Origin of the sequence: Actinoplanes couchii (assembly GCF_016862075.1) — a bacterium.
GTDB classification, from domain to species: Bacteria; Actinomycetota; Actinomycetes; order Mycobacteriales; family Micromonosporaceae; genus Actinoplanes; species Actinoplanes couchii.
Map to the genome: position 1 here is coordinate 1 of NZ_BOMG01000140.1, position 23,355 is coordinate 23,355.

Sequence of the window (23,355 nt, forward strand, 5' to 3'; positions counted from 1 at the left end):
CGACTGGTCCTCCGGCGCGATCGAAGTGGTCGCGGAGGCCGTACCGTGGCCGGACACCCTGCGCACGCGGCGGGCCGGTGTGTCCGCGTTCGGGATCAGCGGCACGAACGCGCACGTCATCCTCGAACAGCCGCCGGCGGAGACCCCGGCCCCGTCCGAGCCGCACGGCGCCGTTCCGGTGGTGCTCTCCGGCCGCACCGCAGAGGCGGTCGCCCGGCAGGCCGAGCGGCTGCGGGCGTACGTCGCCTCCCGGCCGGACGTCCCGCTCGCCGGCATCGCCCGCACCAGCCTGGCCCGCCCCACCCTCGGCTTCGGTGCCGTGGTGGCCGCCGCTGACCCCGCGACGCTCCTCGCGGGCCTGGAGCGCCCGGCCGTCGGGGTCACCGCCGGCGACGGCCGTCTGGGCATGCTTTTCAGCGGTCAGGGCTCGCAGTGGCCCGGCATGGGCCGCGCGCTGCACGAGAGCTTCCCGGTCTTCGCCGCGGCGTGGGACGAGATCGCCGCGCGGCTGGACCTCGACGGCGACCTGGACCGGACGGCCGTTGCCCAGCCGGCGCTGTTCGCCTTCGAGGTCGCCCTCTACCGGCTGCTGGAGTCGTGGGGCGTGGTACCGGACGTGCTGATCGGTCACTCGGTCGGCGAGATCGCGGCCGCGCACGTGGCCGGCGTGCTGTCGCTGGCGGACGCCTGCCGGTTGACCGGCGCCCGGGCCGGCCTCATGCAGGCCCTGCCACCCGGTGGCGCGATGGTCGCCGTGCAGGCCAGCGAGGCCGAGGTGACGCCGCGCCTGTCCGAGCGGGTGCAGCTCGCCGCGGTCAACGGTCCCCGGTCGGTGGTGCTCTCCGGCGCCGAGGACGCCGTGCTGGCCGCCGCGGAGGGCTTCCGGTCGCGCCGCCTGCGGGTCAGCCACGCGTTCCACTCGGCGTTGATGGAGCCCGTGCTCGGCGAGCTCGCCGACGTGGTCGGCGAGCTCGAGTTCCATGCGCCGGCCATCCCGTTCGCCGGCAACCCGCCCGTGGACGAGCCGGCCTACTGGGTCCGGCAGGTGCGCGAGCCGGTCCGCTTCGCCGACGCGGTGGCGGCATCCGGTGTGGACACGTTTCTCGAGATCGGCCCCGACCGCGCGCTCAGCGCCGTCACCGAGGGGGCGCACCCGGTGATGCGCCGCGGCGAGGGCGATCCGGGCCGGCTGCTCGCCGCGCTGGCCGCCGTGCACCTGTGCGGCGTCCGGGTCGATTGGGACGCCGCGCTCGCCGGCCCGGGCGCGCTGATCGCCGACCTCCCCACCTACCCGTTCGAGCACCGCCGCTACTGGCTCGATACCCGCACCGCCCCCGCCGAGCTGGCCGCCGCCGGTCTCGGTGCGGCCCGGCACCCGTTGCTGAGCGCGGTCGTGGCCGCGCCGGACTCCGACGGCGTGACGCTGACCGGCCGCCTGTCGGTCGCCGAGCACCGCTGGCTCGCCGACCACGTCATCGGCGACCGGGTCACCGTGGCCGGCACGGTGATCCTGGAGTTGCTGCTGCACGCCGCCGCTGAGACCGGTCGCGCGCAGGTCGACGAGATGGTGCTGCACGAGCCGATGGTCGTACCCGAGCGGGGCGCGCTCACCGTCCAGGTCGTGGTCGCGCCGAGCGACGCCGGCGGCCGCCAGCCGGTCACCGTCTACGCCCGGGACGTGGCGGACGGCGACTGGACCCGGCACGCCACCGGACTGCTCGGCCCGGCCGATGGCGAACCGGACGCGGCCGGGTCACCACCGGAGTGGCCGCCGGCCGGGGCGGAGCCGGTCGACCTGACCGACGCCTACCAGCGGCTCGCTGACGCCGGTTTCGCCTATGGGCCGCTCTTCCAGGGGCTGCGGACCGCGTGGCGGCGCGAGTCCGAGGTGTACACCGAGGTGGAGCTGCCCGGCGAGGCCGGCGGCTACCTCGCACACCCGGCTCTGCTCGACGCCGCGCTGCACGCCTGGGCGCTCGGCGAGACCGGCCGGCCCCGCCTGCCGTTCAGCTGGTCCGGCGTACGGGTACGGGTGCCGGGAGCCACCGTCCTGCGGGTGCGCCTGACGCCGACCGGATCGGACACACTCGCGATGACTGCCACCGACGAGGTCGGCACCCTCGTGCTGAGCGCGCGCGGGGTGACCGTCCGGCCGATGCCGGCGGGCCGCGCGGCCGGTCTGCTGCACACCGTGTGGGAACCCGTGCCCGGCCCGGGCACACCACTCGCGGACGTGGAGGTCCTCGACTTCCGCGCCGTCACGGGCACGCCGGGCGACGTGCACGCCGTGGTGTGGGACGCCGTGACCGGTCTGCGTGACCGGCTGGCCGGCGACGACCGCACGGTGGCCGTCTGGACGGACGGCTGGGCCGGTGCGGCGGTGCGCGGACTGACCCGCTGCGTCCAGCAGGAGCACCCGGACCGGATCGTGCTGGTCGACGGCGGCGGCCCGGACGACCTCGCCCGTGCGGCCGGTACGGGCGAGCCCGAGATCCGGGTCCGTGACGGCGAGTTGTTCGCGCCCCGCCTGGTGCCGGCCGGGCCGGGCGCCTCCCCGGCGTGGGACGGCTCCGGAACGGTCCTGGTCACCGGCGGCACCGGCACGCTCGGCCGGGCCCTCGCGCGGCATCTCGTCGAGCGCTGGGACGCGCGGGACGTCGTGCTGGTGAGCCGGACTGGTGGCGCCCCGCCCGATCTCGAGGGCGACCTGGCCGGCCGCGTCCGGGTGCGGGCCTGCGACGTGGCCGACCGCGACGCGCTCGCCCGGCTGCTGGCCGGGATCGGGCCGGTCCGGGTGGTGGTGCACGCCGCCGGGGTCCGCGACGACGGCGTGCTGGAGTCGCTGACCGCCGACCGGGTCGCCGGTGTACTGCGTGCCAAGGTGGACGGCGCGTGGCACCTGCACGAGCTGGTCACCGAGGCCGAGATGTTCGTGCTCTTCTCGTCGATCACGGCCGCGGTCGGCTCACCCGGGCAGGCCGCCTACGGTGCCGCCAACGGCTACCTCGACGGCCTGGCCGAGCACCGGCGCGCGACGGCCCGCCCGGCCGTCTCGATCGGGTGGGGCATCTGGTCGGAGCGCAGCGCGATCACCGCCGGGCTCGGCGACGCCGACCTGACCCGGATGGGCCGCCGGGGCCTGGTCCCGCTCCCCACCGACGACGCGCTGGCCCGCTTCGACGCCGCGCTCGGCGCCGGTGAACCGGAGGTCGTCGCGGCCGGCCTGGACCGGGCCGCGCTGCGCGACGCGGCCCGGCAGGGGCGGCTCTCGCCGCGGCTCGGCCGGATCGTGCCGAAGCCGCCGGCCCCGGCCGCACGGCCGCCGGCCGAGCCGGCCGGTGACCTGCTCGACCTGGTCCGCGCAGAGGTCGCCGAGGTGCTCGGGCACCGCACGCCGGACGCCGTGCCGGCCGGCCGGGCCTTCAGCGAGCTGGGCTTCGACTCGCTGACCGCGGTCGAGCTGCGCAACCGCCTGCGCGCCGCGACCGGCCGGTCGCTGCCGGCCACACTGACCTTCGACCATCCGACGCCGCGGGCGCTCGCCGACTTCCTCGGCGGTGCACGGCCGGTCGCCGAGCCGGCGCCGGCTCCGGCCGCCGACAGCGGTGAGCCCATCGCGATCGTCGGCATGGCCTGCCGCTACCCGGGCGACGTCCGCTCACCCGAGGACCTGTGGCGGATGGTGGCGGACGGCGCCGAGGGCGTCTCCCGATTCCCCGTCGACCGCGGCTGGGATCTCGACGGCCTGTACGACCCCGACGCGTCCCGGCCGGGCACGACGTACGCCCGCGAAGGCGGCTTCCTCCACGACGCCGCCGACTTCGACGCCGGGTTCTTCGGCATCTCGCCACGCGAGGCCCTCGCGATGGATCCGCAGCAGCGGCTGCTGCTGGAGACATCGTGGGAGGCGTTCGACCGGGCCGGCATCGACCCGGCGACGCTGCGGGGCAGCCGCACGGGCGTGTTCGCCGGCGTCATGTACCACGACTACGCGTCCCGGCTGCCGGCCGTGCCCGAGGACCTCGAGGGTTACCTGGGCAACGGCAGCGCCGGCAGCATCGCCACAGGCCGGATCGCGTACACGTTCGGGCTCGAGGGCCCCGCGGTGACTGTCGACACGGCGTGCTCGTCGTCGTTGGTGGCGTTGCACCTGGCCGGGCAGGCGCTGCGGCAGGGCGAGTGCACGCTGGCGCTGGCCGGCGGAGTCACGGTGATGGCGACGCCGGGTGTGTTCGTCGAGTTCGCCCGGCAGCGCGGCCTCGCAACGGACGGCCGGTGCAAGTCGTACGCGGACACGGCCGACGGCACCGGCTGGTCCGAGGGCGTCGGCGTGCTGGTGCTGGAGAAGCTGAGCGACGCCCGCCGCAACGGGCACCGGGTGCTGGCGGTGGTGCGCGGCTCGGCCGTGAACCAGGACGGCGCCTCCAACGGCCTGACCGCCCCGAACGGGCCCTCGCAACAGCGCGTCATCCGCCAGGCCCTCGCCGGCGCGGGGCTGCGGGCGGCCGACGTCGACGCGGTGGAGGGTCACGGCACCGGCACCCGCCTGGGCGACCCGATCGAGGCGCAGGCGCTGCTCGCCACGTACGGCCAGGACCGGGAGGAGTCGTTGTGGCTCGGCTCGGTCAAGTCGAACATCGGGCACACGCAGGCCGCCGCGGGCGTGGCCGGCGTCATCAAGATGGTGCAGGCGATGCGGCACGGCATCGTGCCGCGCTCCCTGCACGCCGGCGAGCCGTCGTCGCAAGTGGACTGGTCGGCCGGTGCGGTGCGGCTGGCCACCGAGGCCGTGCCGTGGCCGGCCACCGGCAGGCCGCGGCGGGCCGGGGTGTCGAGCTTCGGGATCAGCGGCACCAACGCACACGTGATCCTGGAACAGGCGCCGGCCGAGGAGCCCGTGCCGGCCGCCGCCGAGCTGCCGGTCGTCCCGGTCGTGCTCTCGGCGCACACCCCGGCCGCGCTGCGTGAGCAGGCGACCCGGCTGGCCGCCCTGCCGGACGTGCCGGTGACCGCACTGGGCCACGCCCTCACCCGGCGTCCCGCGCTCGAGCACCGCGCCGTCGTACTGGCCACCGGTGACGCGGGCGACCTGCGCCGTGCACTGCACGCCGTCGCCGCCGGCGAACAACCGCCCGGGATCGTGCGGGGTGCCGCGGGCGGCCGGACGGCGTTCCTGTTCACCGGGCAGGGCGCCCAGCGGGCCGGTATGGGCCGCGAGCTCCACCAGCTGTTCCCCGCCTTCCGTACGGCGCTGGACGAGGTGCTCGGATTGCTCGGCGTCCGGGACGTGCTGTTCGGCGACGACCAGGACCAGCTCGACCGTACGGGCAACGCGCAGCCGGCGCTGTTCGCCGTCGAGGTGGCCCTCGCCCGTCTGCTCGAGTCGTGGGGGATCCGGCCCGACCTGGTCGCCGGGCACTCGGTCGGCGAGATCGCGGCGGCCCACGTGGCCGGGGTGCTCTCCCTGGCCGACGCGGCCACGCTGGTGACCGCGCGTGGACGGCTGATGCAGGCCCTCCCGCCCGGCGGCGCGATGGCGGCGGTCGAGGCGAGCGAGGAGGAGATCCGGCCGTTGCTCGACGACCGGGTGGCCCTCGCCGCGGTCAACGGGCCGAACGCCGTGGTCGTCTCCGGCGACGAGGACGAGGTTCTCCGTCGTTTCGCCGCCTACCGCGTCAAGCGGCTGCGGGTCAGCCATGCCTTCCACTCGCCGCGGATGGTGCCGATGCTCGACGCGTTCGCCGAGGTCGTGCACGGGCTGGACTTCGCGCCACCGGCCGTCGACTTCGTGTCCACGGTGACCGGCGGCCTGGTCACCGGCGAGGTGGCCACCCCGCGGTACTGGATCGACCAGGTGCTGCGCCCGGTCCGGTTCGCCGGGGCCGTGCGCGACCTGCACGAGCGCGGATCCACCACGTACCTGGAGATCGGGCCGGACGGCGTGCTGAGCGCGATGGGCCGCGACTGCGCCGACGGCGTCTTCGTCCCGGTGCTGCGGCGCGACCGCGAGGAGGGAGGTTCGGTGCTGACGGCGGTGGCCGAGGCGTACGCGCACGGCGTACCGGTCGACTGGGACGCGGTCTTCGGTCACTCCCGGCCCGCGGCGGTCGAACTTCCCCCGTACGCGTTCCAGCACCGCCGTTTCTGGCTCGCCGGCCAGGCCGCCGCCGGCGACGTCACCGAGGCCGGGCTCGCCGCGGCCGGGCACCCGTTGCTGGGCGCCGTGGTCGCGCTGCCGGGCTCCGGCGGGCACCTGCTGACCGGCCGGTTGTCCCGCGACCGGCAGGGCTGGCTGGGCGACCACACCATCATGGGCACGGCACTGGTGCCCGGCGCCGTCTTCGTCGAGTACGCCCTGCGCGCCGCCCGTGAGGTGGGCTGCACCCGGCTCGCCGAGCTGACCCTCGAATCGCCGCTGGTGCTGCCGGCGGAGGGCGGGGTGCCGATCCAGGTCACCGTCGGCCCGGCCGAGGACGGCGGCGAGCGGACGTTCAGCGTGTACGCACGGCGGGGCGCCGACTGGATCCGGTATGCCGGTGGGCGGATGGACACCGGCGCGGGCGAGACCGTGGCGGCCGCGGAACCGGCCGGCGGCGAACCGGTCGACCTCACCGCGTTCTACCCCCTGCTGACCGAGCACGGTTTCGGCTACGGCCCCGCCTTCCAGGGGCTGCGCGCGGCCTGGCGGCACGGCGACGACGTACACGCCGAGGTGCGGCTGCCGGACGAGCTGGCCGTGACGGCCGGCCGGTTCGGCGTGCATCCCGCGCTGCTGGACGCCGTCCTGCACGCCTCGGCCCTGATTCGCCCGGAGGCCGGGCTGCCGTTCGTCTGGCAGGGTGTGCGGCTGGCGGCGAGCGGTGCAGTGGCGGTACGGGCGCGGCTCTCGCAGCGGCCCGACGGTGCTCTCACGATCGTCGCCACCGACGACGTCGGCAACCTGGTGTTCTCGGTGGACGCGCTGCTCATGCGCGCGGCGTCGGCCCGGCAGCTGCGCGACGCACGGCGCGCCGAGGGGGAGTCGCTGTTCCGGCTGACCGACCGGGCCGTCGCCGCCGGGCCCGCGACCGCACCGGCCACCGTGGTGCAGCGTCTCGGCGCGCTGCCCGAGGCGGTGCCCGAGCTGATCGCGCTGCCCTGCGACGACGTGCACGAGGCGCTGGACGCGGTGCGGAGCTGGGTGCGTGACGACCGGTATGCGCGGTCACGGCTGGTCGTGGTCACCGGGACCACCCGGGACTCGCTCGGCGCCGCGGCCGTCCGCGGGCTCGTGCGCTCGGCCCAGGCCGAGCATCCCGGGCGCTTCGTGCTGCTCACCGCGGACGATCCGGCCCTCGCCGGTGCCGCCGCGGCCACCGGGGAACCGGAGCTGACCGTACGGCACGGAGTGCTGCACGCCCCGCGCATCGAGGCCGCCACCGGGCGGCCCGAGCCGCTGCCGTGGCGGGCCGACGGCACCGTGCTCGTCACCGGCGGCACCGGCGCCCTCGGCGTGACCGTCGCCCGGCACCTGGTCGAGCGTGGCGTGCGGCATCTGCTGCTGCTGAGCAGGCATGGCGGCCCGGCACCGGACCTCGGCCGGCCGGACGTCACCGTGACGGTCGCCGCCTGCGACGTCACCGACCGCGAGGGCCTGGCCCGGGTGCTCGACGGGATCCCGGTCGAGCACCCGCTGACCGCCGTGGTGCACCTGGCCGCCGTGCTCGACGACGGCGTCCTGGCGGGGCTGACCGGCGAGCGCCTGGACGCCGTGCTGGGCCCCAAGGTGACCGGGGCACGCCACCTGCACGAGCTGACCCTCGACCGGCCGCTGGACGCCTTCGTCCTGTTCTCGTCGACCACCAGCTTGTTCGGCGGTCCGGGGCAGGCGAACTACGCGGCCGCCAACGCCGCACTCAACCAGCTGGCGCTGGACCGGCGTGCGGCCGGGTTGCCGGCCAACGCCGTGGCCTGGGGCCTGTGGGCGGACGGCGGCGGCCTCGGCGGCCGGCTCGACGACGGCGACCGGCGCCGGATGGCCCGCTTCGGCATCGGTGCGCTGTCGGCCGGCGAGGCGCTGGCGCTCTTCGACGCCGCGGCCGGCGCCGACGAGCCCGTGCTGGCCGCTGTCGACCTGGACCGGGCGGCACTGGCCGCGCAGGCCCGGGCCGGCACGCTGCGGCCGCTGCTGCTCGGCCTGGTGCTGGCGGCCCCGGCCGCACCGCCCGGGCCCGAGCCCGAGCCCGAGAGCGATCTGCGCGACCGCCTGGCCTCCGCCACCGCGGACGAGCGTGAGGGCATCCTGCGCGGGCTGCTGCGGCGGGAGGTGGCCGACGTGCTGGGCCACGCCACGACCGCCGACGTCGCAGTCGGCCGCGGCTTCCTGGAGCTGGGCCTCGACTCGCTGACCGCTGTGGAGCTGCGCAACCGGCTCGGCGCGCGCACCGGGCTCCGGCTGCCCGCCACGGCGCTGTTCGACCACCCGAGCGTCGAGGTGCTCGCGCGGCACCTGGCCGGGCTGTTGGTGACCGCGACCGAGCCGGACGACGCCGACGCCGAACTGCGCCGGGCCATCAACGCGATCCCGCTCGACCGGCTGCGCGACGCCGGCCTGCTGGACGTGCTGGTGCGCCTGGCCGGAGGCGGCGGAGAGGACACCGGCGACGACGCCGCGGTGGCACCGGTCCCGCCGGCGGCCGGGCCGCACGCGGTCGACGAGATGGAACTGGACGACCTGATCAAGCTGGCGCGTCACGACCAGCACGGCCGGGACTAGGGGGAGTCGATGACCCAGCACGACGAGCAGCGCGTCATCCAGGCGCTGCGGGACTCGCTGAAGGAAGCCGACCGGCTGCGCCGGCGCAACCGGCAGCTGGTCGAGCAGTCGCACGAGCCGATCGCGGTCGTCGGTATGGCCTGCCGCTACCCGGGTGACGTCTGGGCACCGGAGGACCTGTGGCAGCTCGTCGACGAGGGCCGGGACGCCGTCGGCGGCTTCCCCGGCGACCGCGGCTGGGACCTCGAGTCGCTCTACGATCCGGACCCTGACCGGGCCGGCACCTCGTACACGCGGCAGGGCGGCTTCCTCTACCAGGCGGCCGACTTCGACCCGGGCTTCTTCGGCATCAGCCCGCGCGAGGCGCTCGCCGTGGACCCGCAGCAGCGCCTGCTCCTCGAGATCTCCTGGGAGGCCCTGGAACGGGCCGGCATCGACCCCGGCCCGCTGCGCGGCGCGCCGGTCGGCACGTTCGTCGGGATCATGTACAACGACTACGCCACCCGGCTGCACCGGGCCCCGGACGGCTTCGAGGGGTACGTCGGCAACGGCAGCTCGGCCAGCGTCGCGTCGGGCCGGATCGCCTACACGTTCGGCTTCGAGGGCCCCGCGGTCAGCGTCGACACCGCCTGCTCGTCGTCGCTGGTCGCGGTGCACCTGGCCGCGCGGGCCCTGCGCTCGGGCGAGTGCTCGCTCGCCCTGGCCGGTGGTGTCACGGTGATGTCCTCACCGGCGGCGTTCGTCGAGTTCAGCCGGCAGCGCGGTCTGGCGCCGGACGGCCGCTGCAAGTCGTACGCCGACGGCGCGGACGGCACCGGCTGGTCCGAGGGCGCCGGCATGCTCCTGCTGGAGCGGCTCTCCGACGCGCGGCGCAACGGGCATCCGGTGCTCGCGGTGATCCGCGGCTCGGCCGTCAACCAGGACGGCGCCTCCAGCGGCCTGACCGCGCCGAGCGGTCCCGCGCAGCAGCGGGTCATCCGCGCGGCGCTGGCCGACGCCCGCCTGCTGCCGTCCGACGTGGACGCGGTGGAGGGGCACGGCACCGGCACCCCGCTGGGTGACCCGATCGAGGCGCAGGCGCTGCTCGCCACCTACGGCCAGGAGCGGGACGAGCCGCTGTGGCTGGGTTCGCTCAAGTCGAACCTCGGGCACACCCAGGCCGCGGCCGGTGTCGGTGGCCTGATCAAGATGATCATGGCGATGCGGTACGGCGTACTTCCGCGCACCCTGCACCTGGACCGGCCCAGCTCGCAGGTGGACTGGGAATCCGGGCGGGTGCGGCTGCTCGGCGAGCCGGTGCCGTGGCCGGGCACCGGACGGCCGCGCCGCGCGGCCGTATCGGCGTTCGGCGTGAGCGGTACGAACGCGCACGTGGTCGTCGAGCAGGCGCCCCCGTCCGAGCCATCCGAGCCATCCGAGCCGTCCGGCCCGGTGCCGTGGGTGCCATGGGTCGTCTCGGCCAGGTCCCCGGCCGCGCTGCGGGCCCAGGCCGGGCGCCTGCCGTCCGTGGCCGGCGACCCGGTCGACGTGGCCCATGCGCTGCTGACCACCCGGGCCCGGTTCGAGTACCGCGCGGTGGTGCTCGGCGACACCGCGGACGCGCTGCGGGCCGGCGTCGGCGCACTGGCCGCCGGCCGGAGCGCCGCCGGGGTCGTCCTGGGCCGGGCCGTCGCCGAGCCGCGCGTCGCCTTCGTCTTCCCCGGCCAGGGCTCGCAATGGGCCGGCATGGCGGGTGAGCTCTCCGCCACCTCGCCGGTCTTCGCGGCGGCCCTGGCCGAGTGCGGCGCGGCCCTGGCCGCACACGTCGACTGGGACCTCGCCGAGGTGCTCGGCGATCCGGACGCGCTGGCCCGGGTGGACGTCGTTCAGCCGGCGCTGTGGGCGGTGATGGTCTCGCTCGCGCGGATGTGGCGCTCGCTCGGCGTGGAGCCCGCGGCAGTGGCCGGCCACTCGCAGGGCGAGATCGCGGCGGCGTGCGTGGCCGGCGCGCTCTCCCTGGCGGACGGTGCCCGGATCGTCGCGCGGCGCAGCCGGGCGCTGCTGAGCCTGGCCGGCGAGGGCGGCATGGTGTCGGTGGCGCTGCCGGAGCACGAGATCGGCGCCCGGCTCGCATCCTGGGCCGGCCGGCTGTCGGTGGCGGCGGTGAACGGGCCGTCCTCGGTCGTCGTGTCCGGTGCCGCGCAGGCCCTCGACGAGCTCCGCGCGACGCTGGACGCCGACGGCGTGCGCAACCGCCGGATCGAGGTGGACTACGCCTCCCACTCGCCGCACGTCGACCGGGTGCGCGACGAGGTGCTCGCGGCGGCCGAGGGGATCCGGCCCGGCCCGGCGCGGATCCCCTTCCACTCCACGGTCCTCGGCGAGCCGATCGACGGCACCGCGCTGGACGCCGGTTACTGGTTCCGCAACCTGCGCGAGCCGGTCCGCTTCGAGCCGGTGGTGCGCGGGCTTCTGGCCGAGGGCATCACCTGCCTGATCGAGGTGAGCCCGCACCCGGTGGTGACGGTCGGTATCCAGGAGATCATCGACGACAGCCCGGCCGTACCGGGCGCGATCGCGATCGGCACGCTGCGCCGTCAGGAGGGCGGTCGGGCGCGCGTGCTCACCGCGGCGGCGGAGGCGTACGTGCACGGCGCCGGCGTGCGGTGGGAGGAACTGCTCACCGCGGCCCCGCCGAGCCGGGTCGACCTGCCCACGTACGCCTTCCAGCGCGAGCGGTACTGGCTGGACGCACCGGCCGGACCGGCCGCGCCGGCCACAGGCGCGGCACACGAGGACTGGAGCTACACGATCGCGTGGCGGCCGCTGGCGATCGGTGCGGCGGCCCCGGCGCCCGGCCGCTGGCTGGTCGCCGGCGATCCGGCCGGCCCGCTGGTCACCCGGGTGGCGGCGGCCCTGCGGGCGGCCGGCCTGGAGCCGCACCTGAGCGCGCCGGGCGAGGCGGTTCCGGACGGCCTGGCCGGGGCGCTGTTCCTGGCCGGTACGGCCGGTGACGACGCGGCCGCGGCCACCGCCGCGCTCCTGCGCGAGCTGGGGGACAGTGGCGCCGGCGCGCCGCTGTGGTGCGTCACCTCGGGCGCTGTCTCGACCGGACCCGAGGACCCGCTGGTGAACGCGGCCCAGGCCGAGGTGTGCGGGGTCGGCAGAGTCGCCGCGCTGGAACACCCGCGCCGATGGGGCGGCCTGATCGACCTGCCGGCCGACCCGGACGACCTCGCGGTGGCCCGGCTCGTCGCGCTCCTCGCCGGCGCCGGGCAGCACGGCGAGGACGAGATCGCGGTCCGTGACAGCGGGGCGCTGGTGCGCCGGTTGGTCCGTAAGCCGCTCGCCGAGGCGGCCGGGTGGCGGCCGCGGGGCACGGTGCTGATCACCGGCGGCACCGGCCTGCTCGGCGCCCACCTGGCCCGCCGGCTGGCCGCCCGTGGCGTGCCGCACCTCGTGCTGGCCGGCCTGCGCGGCCCCGCGGCGCCCGGCGCGGCCGAACTCGCCGCCGAGCTGACGGCTCTCGGCACCCGCGCCGACGTGGTGGCCTGCGACGTCGCCGACCGGGAACAGGTGGCCGCGCTGCTGGACACCCTGCCCGGCCTCACCGCGGTGGTGCACGCCGCCGGTGTCCTGGCCGACAGCATGCTGGAGACGCTCACCCCGGAGCGGTTCGCCGCCGTCCGGGGGCCCAAAGTGGACGGCGCCCGCCACCTCGACGAGCTCACCGCGGACCGGCCGCTCGACGCGTTCGTGCTGTTCTCGTCGGTGGCCGGCAGCTTCGGGGCGGCGGGGCAGGGCAACTACGCCGCGGCCAACGCACACCTGGACGCGCTGGCCCGGCAGCGCCGGCAGCGCGGACTCCCGGGCACCTCGATCGCGTGGGGATCCTGGGGTGCCGGCATGGCCGCGGACGTCGCCGAGCGGCTGCGGACCCGCGGCTTCCCCGCGCTCGACCCGGATCTCGCCCTCGACCTGCTCGACCGGGCCATGGCCGCGGACGAGACATACCTCGTGGTCACCCACGTCGAGTGGGACCGCGCGGCGCCGGTGTTCACGATGGCCCGGCCCAGCCCGCTGATCCGGGAGATCCAGGAGGCCCGACGGGCCCTCGACGGAGCCCGCGCGACGGGGGACGCCGGATCGTCGGCCCTGGCGGCCCGGCTCGAGCAGGTGCCCGGGAAGGGACGCGAGCGGGTCGTGCTCGAGCTCGTCCGGGCGGAGGCGGCCGTCGTGCTCGGCCACGCCGGCGCCGCCGCGATCGAGGCCGACCGGGCGTTCCGCGAGCTGGGCTTCGACTCGCTCGCCGCGGTGGAACTGCGCAACAGGCTCTCCGCCGCCACCGGCCTCGGCCTGCCCGCCACGCTGGTCTTCGACCACCCCTCCGCCCGTACGCTGGCCCGTCACCTGCTCGGCCGGGTGACTAACGCGGACGGCGCGGTGGCGGTCACCGCCGCGACGGCCCGCGCCGACGAGCCGATCGCGATCGTCGGGATGGGCTGCCGGTACCCGGGCGGTGTCCGCACCCCCGAGGAGTTCTGGCAGCTGCTGGCCGAGGGCGGGGACGCGATCACGCCGTTCCCGGCCGACCGCGGCTGGAATCTGGCCCAGCTCTACGACCCGGACCCGGACCGGGCCGGGCGCACGTACGCCCGCGAGGGCGGCTTCCTGCACGACGCGGGCGACTTCGACCCGGCCTTCTTCGGCATCTCGCCGCGGGAGGCCCTCGCGATGGACCCGCAGCAGCGCCTGGTGCTGGAGACCTCGTGGGAGGCCGTGGAGCGGGCCGGCATCGACCCGGCCACGCTGCGCGGCAGCCGTACCGGTGTCTACGTCGGCGGCATGTACTCGTTCTACGGTGCCGCCACCCAGCCGAGCGAGCGTCTCGAGGCGCACCTGATGACCGGCGTGTTCACCAGCGTGATGTCGGGCCGGGTGTCCTACGCGCTCGGACTCGAAGGCCCCTCGCTCACGGTCGACACCGCGTGCTCCTCCTCGCTGGTCTCGCTGCACCTGGCCGCCGAGGCGCTACGCCGCGGCGAATGCGACCTGGCGCTGGCCGGCGGCGCCGCCGTGATGGCCTCGACCGGCGGCTTCACCGGGCTGAGCCGGCAGGGTGTGCTGGCCGCGGACGGCCGGTGCAAGCCGTTCGCCGCGGCCGCCGACGGCATGGGCATGTCCGAGGGGGCCGGCATGCTGCTGGTCGAGCGGCTCTCCGACGCCCGCCGGCACGGCCACCCGGTGCTCGCGCTGATCCGGGGCAGCGCCGTCAACCAGGACGGCGCGAGCAACGGCCTGACCGCGCCGAACGGGCCCTCCCAGGAACGGGTCATCCGGCAGGCGTGGGCCGGCTCCGGCGTCACCGGCGACGACATCGACGTGGTCGAGGCACACGGCACCGGAACGAGGCTGGGCGACCCGATCGAGGGTCAGGCCCTGCTCGCCAGCTACGGCCGCGACCGTGACCGTCCGCTGTGGCTGGGCTCGGTCAAGTCGAACATCGGCCACACCGCTGCCGCCGCCGGCGTGGCCGGGGTGATGAAGCTGGTGCTGGCGCTGCGCCACGGAACCCTGCCACGCACCCTGCACGTCGACTCGCCGACGCCGTACGTGGACTGGGAGTCGTCGGCCGTCGCACTGCTCACCGCGGAACAGCCGTGGCAGCGGGGCGAGCGGACCCGGCGCGGCGCGGTCTCCTCGTTCGGCATCAGCGGGACCAACGCACATGTGATCATCGAGGAGCCGCCGCACGACGCGCCGGCCGCGGCCGCCCGGGTCGTGCCCCCGGTCGTTCCGCTGGTGCTCTCGGCCCGCTCCGAGCCGGCACTGGACGAGTCGATCGAGCGGATGCGCGCTCGCTTCACGGCGGATCCGGGGCTCCACCCGGTCGACGCCGGCTATTCGCTGGTGCATGGCCGCTCGACCTTCGCCCACCGGGCGGTCCTGTTCGGCGAGGGCGACGGAGACGAGGCCGAGGCCGTACGGGGCGTGGCCGCCGGCGACAGCCGTCCCGTCTTCGTCTTCCCCGGTCAGGGTGCCGAGTGGCCCGCCATGGGGCGCGAGCTGCTGGCCACCGCGCCGGCCTTCCGAGCGGAGGCCGAGGCGTGCGACGCGGCCCTGCGGGTTTTCACCGGCTGGTCCGTCCTGGAGGTGCTCACGGGCGAGTCCGAGCTGCCGCTGGACCGGGTCGACGTCAAACAGCCCGCGCTGTTCACGATGATGGTTTCGCTGGCCGCGCTCTGGCGGTCGTACGGTGTGGAGCCCGCCGCGGTGGTCGGGCACTCGCAGGGTGAGATCGCCGCCGCGTATGTGGCCGGTGGCCTCACGCTGGCCGCCGCGGCCCGCATCGTGGCCCTGCGCAGCCTGGCCTGGCTGGAGCTGACCGGGCGCGGCGGCATGGCTTCGCTGCTGCTGCCGGCCGAGGAGGCGGCCGCCTGCCTGACCCGGTGGGGCGACCGGCTGTCGGTGGCCGCGGTGAACGGCCCGGCGTCCTGCGCGGTGGCCGGCGACCCCCGGGCGTGCGACGAACTCGTGGCCGAGTGCGCGGCGGAGGGTATCCGCGCCCGGCGCATCCCCGGGGTGGACACGGCCGGGCACTCCGCGCAGGTCGACGTGCTCCGCGACCGCCTGCTGGCCGACCTGGCCCCGGTCGCTCCGCGGGCCGGGAGCGTCCCGCTCTACTCGACGGTGACCGGTGCCGAGCTGGACCTGACGACGATGGACAGCCGGTACTGGTACCGCAACATCCGCGAGACGGTCGACTTCCAAGGCGCGATGCGTTCCCTGGACGCCGCCGGGTTCAGCACGTATGTCGAGGTCAGCGCGCACCCGCTGCTGACGATGTCGATCCAGGAGAACCTGGACGCGGCGCCCGGGCGGCCGGAGCGGGAGCCGGTGATCGTCTCGACCCTGCGGCGGGACAGCGGCGGGCTGCGCCGCTTCCTCACCTCGGCCGCACAGGCGTACGTGCAGGGCGTGGACGTGGACTGGGCCGTGCTGTACGCCGGCACCGGCGCCCGCCGGGCCGACCTGCCCACTTATCCGTTCCAGCGCCGTCGTTACTGGCTGGAGACCCCGGTCGCGGGCGCGGACGAGCCGGTTTCATGGCGCTACACGGTTGCCTGGCCGGCGATCGCCGGGCGGGCCGCACCGAGGGACGCCTGGCTGGCCGTCGTGCCGGAGGGCCTCGGCGAGCACCCGGTCCTGGCCGCCCTGACCGGCGCCGGCGCCACGGTGACGACGGTGGAGTGCTCCGGCGCCGACCGGGAGAAGCTGGCCCTGCGCCTGCGGACCGCGGCCGGAGCCGCGCCGGCGACCGGGGTGCTGTCACTGCTCGGCCTCGGCGACTCGCCGGAGCTCTCGGCCGAGGGCGCCGCGGCCGGTGCCACGGCCACGCTCACGCTCGTGCAGGCGCTCGGCGATGCCGCGGTGTCCGCCCCGCTCTGGTGCCTCACCAGCGGCGCGGTGTCGACCGGGCCCGCCGACCCCGTACGCGATCCGGCGGCGGCGCAGGTTTGGGGCCTCGGGCGGACCGCGGCCCTCGAGCACCCGGACCGCTGGGGCGGCCTGATCGACCTGCCGGAGGTCCTCGACGAGGCGGTGCTGGCCCGCATGCTGTCCGTCCTCGGTGGACCGGAGGACCAGGTGGCGGTCCGTGGGGCAGGGGCCCACGGCTGCCGGCTGGAGCCCGCCGGGCCTGCGGGCGACCGCGTGTGGCAGCCGTCCGGAACGGTTCTGGTCACCGGCGGCGCCGGCGCGCTCGGCGGCCACCTGGCTCGCTGGCTGGCCCGCAAGGGCGCACCGCACATCGTGCTGGCGAGCCGGCACGCGAGCGCCGCACCCGGCCTGCCCGCCCTGGCCGAGGAGGTCCGGCAGCTCGGCAGCCGGGTGACCGTGGCCGACTGCGACATGGCCGACCGCGCCGCGCTGGCCCGCCTGCTCGCGGCCGTGCCCGCCGACGCGCCGCTCACTGCGGTGCTGCACGCCGCCGCCGTGATCGACGACGCCCGGCTCGGCGAGCTCACCGCTGCCCGGCTCGCCCCGGTCTTCGCCGCCAAGGTGGCGGCCGTGCGAAACCTGCACGAACTGACGGCGGATCTGTCGCTGGACGCCTTCGTGCTCTTCTCGGCGGCCGGTGGCACCTTCGGCAGCACCGGCCAGGCGGGCTACACCGCCGCCAACGCCTACCTGGATGCGTTCGCCCGGCAGCGGCGCGCGGCCGGCCGGCCGGCCACCTCGGTGGCGTGGGGCGCCTGGGGTGGTGGCAGCCTGGACGGGCGCGACCAGGTGGAGGTCCGGCTGCGCAGCCGCGGCGTGCGAGCGATGAACCCGGAGACCGCGCTGGAGCTGCTCGACCGGGCCGTCGGCGGCGACGAGACCTTCCTGCTGGTGGCCGACATCGACTGGGACCGCTTCGCCGGCGGACTGGCCGCGCTGCGCCCGATGCCGATGCTGACCGGCGTCCCGGCGGCCCGCCGGGCGCTGGCCGGAGCCGAGGCCGAGGACGGTGCCGCCGACCGGGACGCCAGTGCCGCGCTGCGCGAGCGGCTGGCCGCGCTCACCGGCCCGGAACGCGAGGACGCGCTGCTCGATCTGGTCCGGGCCACCCTGGCCGCGGTGCTCGGCTTCCCGTCGCCGGACGGGCTTGCCGTCGACGAACCGCTCGCCTCGTTCGGGCTCGACTCGATCATGGCCGTCGAGCTGCGCAACCGGCTCGGCCGCGCGACCGGGCTCCGGCTGCCGGTCTCGCTGGTCTTCGACCACCCGACCGGCCGGGCCGTCGCCCGCCGGCTGCACGACGAGTTGGCGCCGGACACCGGCCCGGACGGCGCCGCCGGCCCGGCCACCGCGCTGCTCGACCAGCTCGAGAACCGGCTTCCGGCGATCGCGGCCTCGGTGCCGGCGCGCCGGGCGGTCACCGGCCGGCTGCAGACGATGCTCGCGCGGCTGACCGGCGACGCGGAGGAGACCGCCACCGGCGACCTGACGGCCGCCTCCGACGAGGAACTGATCAATTTCATCGGGAAGGAACTCGGGATCTCCTGATCCGCTCGCACACGCTTTCCGACCCGGAGGGACGACCGACAATGGTGGACAAGGAACAGCTCAGCTACTACCTCAAGCGGGTCACGGCGGACCTGCAGGACACCCGGCGCCAGCTGCGGGCGGCGCGGGAGGAGCGACGCGAGCAGATCGCGATCGTCGGCATGGCCTGCCGCTACGCCGGGGGTGTGTCGTCGCCCGAGGACCTCTGGCGGCTCATCACGGCCGACGGCGACGCGGTCGGCGAGTTCCCGGCCGACCGCGGCTGGGACCTGGAGACGCTGTACGACCCGGACCCGGACCGGCCGAACACCAGCTACACCAGCGAGGGCGCGTTCCTGTCCGGCGCCACCGACTTCGACGCCGGCTTCTTCGGTATCTCGCCGCGCGAGGCCATCGCGATGGACCCGCAGCAGCGGCTGCTGCTCGAGGTGTCGTGGGAGGCGCTGGAGCGGGCCGGCCTGGACCCGTCGGCACTGGCCGGCACCCCCATCGGCGTCTTCGCCGGCACCAACGGCCAGGACTACGTACGCCTGCTGATGACCTCGCACGAGTCCGAGTCGCTCGAGGGGCACCGGCTGACCGGTAACACCGCGAGCGTCCTGTCCGGCAGGGTGTCGTACACGCTTGGCCTGGAGGGCCCGGCCATCACGGTCGACACCGCCTGCTCGTCCTCCCTGGTGGCGCTGCACCTGGCCGCACAGGCGCTGCGGCAGGGCGAATGCACGCTGGCGCTGGCCGGCGGCGCCACGGTGATGTCGACGCCGGGCGCCTTCATCGAGTTCAGCAAGCAGCGTGGCATGGCGCCGGACGGTCGCTGCAAGCCGTTCGCCGACCAGGCCGACGGCACCGGCTGGGGCGAGGGCGTCGGCGTGCTGGTGCTCGAACGGCTCAGCGACGCGATCGCCAACGGCCACCGGGTCCTCGCGGTCGTCCGCGGCAGCGCGGTCAACCAGGACGGCGCCAGCAACGGGCTGACCGCGCCCAACGGGCCCTCGCAGGAACGCGTCATTCGGGCCGCGCTGTCGGCGGCGGCCCTGGGACCGGACGAGATCGACGTGCTCGAGGCACACGGCACCGGCACCCGGCTCGGCGATCCGATCGAGGCCAACGCCGTGCTGGCCACCTACGGCCGCCACCACTCGCCCGAGCGGCCGCTGCTGCTCGGCTCGGTCAAGTCGAACATCGCGCACACGCAGGCCGCGGCCGGCGTGGCAGGTGTGATCAAGATGGTGCTCGCCCTGCAGCACGGCAGCGTGCCGGCCACCCTGCACGTGGACGAGCCCACCACGCACGTGGACTGGTCGTCCGGCTCGGTGCGGCTGCCCACCACGCTCACCCCGTGGCCGGAGCTGGACCGGCCGCGCCGCGCCGGTGTGTCCTCGTTCGGGGTGAGCGGCACCAACGCGCACGTGATCCTCGAGCAGGCGCCCGCGCCGGACGCCTCGCCGGCTCCGGGGGACGGCCTGTTCGGTACCGGGTCCGTTCCGCTGCTGTTGTCCGGCCACAGTGAGCCGGCCCTGCGCGAGCAGGCCGTGCGGCTTCTCGGCACGCCGGAGCACGGTCTGCTCGACCTCGCGGCGTCACTGGCCACCACCCGGTCGGCCCAGCGGCACCGGGCCGCCGTGCTCGCCTCCGGCCCGGCCGAGGCCCGGCATGCCCTGGCCGAGCTGGCCCGCGGCGAGCGCCCGGCCACCGTGGCCGGCAACGGCCGGACCGCGTTTCTCTTCGGTGGCCAGGGCACCCGCCACGTCGCCGCCGGTCGCGACCTCTACGAGCGGGTGCCGCGCTTCGCCGCCCACCTGGACGAGGTGTGCGCCGTGCTGGATCCGGTCGCCGGCTGGTCCGTGCGGGAGGCGCTGTTCTCCGGCGACGGCCGGCTGGACCGCACCGAGTACGCACAACCGGCCCTGTTCGCGCTCGAGGTCGCGCTGGCCCGCCTCTGGCAGGACTGGGGGGTACGCCCCGACTTCGTCCTCGGCCACTCGGTCGGTGAGCTGGCCGCCGCGCACGTGGCCGGGATCCTCTCGCTCGGCGACGCGGCCGTGCTCGTTGTCATGCGGGGCCGGCTCATGCAGGCGATGGCCCCCGGCGTGATGGTGGCGGTGGCCGCCGCCGAGGACGAGGTGGCGCCGTTGCTGACCGGTGACGTGTCGATCGCCGCGGTCAACGGCCCGCGGTCGGTCGTGGTCTCCGGTACCGAGGAGGCGGTCGCCGCGGTGATCGCCGCGCTACCGGACCGCAAGGCGACCCGCCTGCGGACCGCGCACGCCTTCCACTCGGCCGCCATGGATCCGATGCTGGACGGCTTCCGGGCGGTGGCCGCGGGCCTCGACTACCAGCCCGCCCGCATCCCGGTGGTGTCCAACGTGACCGGTCGGCTCGGTGGCATCGGCACCGCCGACTACTGGGTCCGGCACGTCCGCTCGGCGGTGCGCTTCGCCGACGGCATCGCGCTGCTGCTCGACCGGGAGGTGACTGTCCTCGTCGAGCTCGGCCCGGACGCGGTGCTGACCGCGATGGCCGCCGACTGCGTGCCGGCCGACCGCGCCGGCGTCGCGCTGGTCCCGACCCTGCGCCGTGACCGGCCGGAGCGCGACGGCCTGGTCGAGGCGCTCGCGGCGGTGCACACCAACGGGATCCGGGTGGACTGGGCGGCGGTGTTCGACGGCACCGGCGCTCGCGCGGTGGAGCTGCCCACGTACGCGTTCCAGCGCGAGCGATACTGGCTCGAGCACCCGTTCTCGGCGACGGGCGACGGGACCCGGCTCGGCGTCGGCACGGTCGACCACCCGCTGCTCGGCGCCGCCGTCGGGCTGGCCGACGGCGACGGGCTCGTCCTGACCGGCCGTATCGCGGGCGCCGCCGGATCGGCCCTGGCCGACCCGCTGACCGCGGCCGCCGCGGTCGTCGAGCTGGCCCTGCACGCCGGTCGGCAGACCGGCTGCGACGAACTCGCCGAGCTGACCGTCGAGGAGCCGCTCACGCTGCCCGAGCGCGGCGCCGTGCAACTGCAGGTGCTGCTCGGCTCGGCGGACGAGGCCGGTCGGCGGCCGGTCGGCGTGTACTCGCGCGACGACCGGCCCGGTGCCACGTGGACCCAGCACGCCTCCGGCACGGTCGCGCCCCGCACGTCAGGGCCTTCCGGCGCGGCCGCCAACGATCTGTGGTCGGAGGTGGCGCTGCCCGCAGAACGGCTGCCGGAAGCCGCACGCTTCGGCATCCACCCCGTGTTGCTGGCCGCCGCGGTTGCGGTGGCCGAGCGGCTGCGGCCGGCCGGCGAGGGCCATGTGCGCCTGCCCGTCCACTGGCGCGGTGTGGTGCTGGCCACGGCCGGCGCCACGGCGGCCCGGGCGCATCTGACGGCCGCCGGTGACGACACGTTCGCGCTCGACCTGCGCGACGCCGAGGGGCGCCCGGTGTTCTCGGCGGCGGCGGTCGGCACCGCTGACCGGCCCGTGCGGCACCGGCGCGGCGACTCGCTGTTCGTCGTCGACTGGGCCGAGGTGCCGGCCGGGGAGGCCGGGCACACCGGCGGCTGGGCTGCGATCGGCGCGACCGGCGTGTGCGGGGTGACGCCGGCGTTCCCGGACCTCGCGGGCCTGTCCGCCGCCGTGCGCGACGGCGCCGCGGTCCCGGAGATCGTGCTGGTTGCTCCGGCCGGCTCCGGCTCGGTGCGGGCCACCGTCGGCGCCGCCCTCGAGCTGGTGCAGGCGTGGCTCTCCGCGGACGCCCTGGAACCGGCCCGGCTGGTGGTGGTCACGCGGGGCGCGACCGGTGCGGGCGCCGACCCGGCCGGCGCCGCGGTCTGGGGACTGCTGCGGTCGGCGCAGTCCGAGCACCCCGGGCGCCTCACACTGCTCGACACCGACGGCACCGCGGCTTCCGACCGGGTGCTGGCCGCCGCCCTGGCCACCGGCGAGCCTCAGCTGGCGCTGCGCGGCGGCAGGATCCTCGCGCCGCGGCTGGCCCGCATGCCGGAGCCGGCCGCGACCCGGGCTCCCGACCCCGGCGGCACCGTGCTGATCACCGGCGCCACCAGTGGCATCGGCCGGCTGGTCGCTCTGCACCTGGTCCAGCGGCACGGCCTGAGGCACCTTCTGCTGGTCAGCCGCAGTGGGGCGGCGGCGCCCGGCGCGGCCGCGCTCCTCGACGAGCTGACCGCGGCCGGCGCTGAGGCGTCGATCGTCGCGGCCGACGTCGCGGACCGTGACCAGCTGCGCGCCTGCCTCGAGCAGGTGCCGGCCGGCCGGCCGCTCACCGCCGTGGTGCACAGCGCCGGCGTGGTCTGCGACGGCCTGCTCACCGCGATGACCCACGAGCAGATCGACGCGGTGCTGCGGCCGAAGGCGGACGCCGTCCGGCACCTGGACGAGCTGACCGCCGACCTGGACCTGGCCGCGTTCGTCGTCTTCTCGTCGGCGGCCGCCAGCATCGGCGCCGGCGGGCAGGCCAACTATGCGGCGGCCAACGCTTTCCTGGACGCCTACGCGGCCCGCCGCGCGGCCGCCGGCCGGCCGATGGTCGCCGTCGAGTGGGGCCTGTGGGCCGAGCGCAGCGGCATGACCGCCCCGCTCGGCGAAGCGCACCAGGTTCGCGCCGGGCGCGCCGGCATCCTGCCGATGTCCGCCGAGGAGGGCCTCGCGCTCTTCGACACGGTCCTCACCACCGTCGTGCCGCCCGTGGTCGTCGCTGCCCCGCTCGACCTGGCGGCCTGGCGCGCCCGGGCGGCCGCCGGCGAGCTGCCCCCGCTGCTGCGCGGCCTGATCGCCGCGCCGGCTCGCACCGAGGCCCCCGCCGTGGTGGCGGAGGGGATGAGCGACGAGGAGCGCCGTCGGGCCATGCTGGGCCTGGTGCGCCGGCACGCGGCCGCCGTGCTCGGGCACACCTCGTCCGAGGCCGCCGCGCCGGACCGGCTGTTCAGCGAACTCGGGTTCGACTCGCTCACCGCCGTCGAGCTGCGCAACCGGCTCACCGCCGATACCGGGCTGCGCCTACCGGCCACGCTGATCTTCGACTACCCGACGCCGGACCGTCTCGCCGGTCACCTGGCCGCGGAACTCGCGGGCTCGGCGGCTGCGCCGGTCGCCACGACCGCCGTGGCCCTGACCGACGAGCCCATCGCCATCGTCGGTATGGCCTGCCGGTTCCCCGGCGGAGCCGGGTCGCCCGAGGATCTCTGGGACATGCTGGCCGACGGCCGCGACGGCATCGGGCCGTTCCCGGACGACCGGGGATGGGACATCGACCAGCTGTTCGGCGAGGGACGCTCCGGGGTGGCGTACGGCGGTTTCCTCGACGGCGCGGCCGACTTCGACCCCGGATTCTTCGGCATCTCGCCGCGCGAGGCCCTGGCGATGGATCCACAGCAGCGCCTGCTGTTGGAGACGACCTGGGAGTTGTTCGAGCGGTCCGCCATCGACCCGGCCACGCTGCGCGGCACCCGCACCGGCGTGTTCGCGGGCACCAACGGGCAGGACTACGCGCTCCTGCTCCAGGACCTGCCGGAGGAACTGGAAGGCTACGTCGGCACCGGCAACGGCGCGGCGGTGTTCTCCGGCCGGGTGGCGTACACG

2 protein-coding genes and 1 pseudogene are annotated in these 23,355 nt (G+C 76.2%); all 3 read left to right on the forward strand.

Translation table 11 applies throughout. The annotated features are described in order from the left end of the window. Nucleotides 1-8,755, forward strand: an 8,755-nt coding sequence (locus Aco03nite_RS50805) for a type I polyketide synthase (protein WP_203810167.1), incomplete at its 5' end; no start/stop codon positions are given. 45 nt (nucleotides 8,756-8,800) lie between these two features. Beyond that, nucleotides 8,801-17,782: pseudogene (locus tag Aco03nite_RS54495) on the forward strand (SDR family NAD(P)-dependent oxidoreductase); the annotation flags it as partial. 41 nt (nucleotides 17,783-17,823) lie between these two features. Then, a partial coding sequence (locus Aco03nite_RS50815; protein ID WP_203810171.1) for an SDR family NAD(P)-dependent oxidoreductase occupies nucleotides 17,824-23,355 on the forward strand: 5,532 nt, incomplete at its 3' end.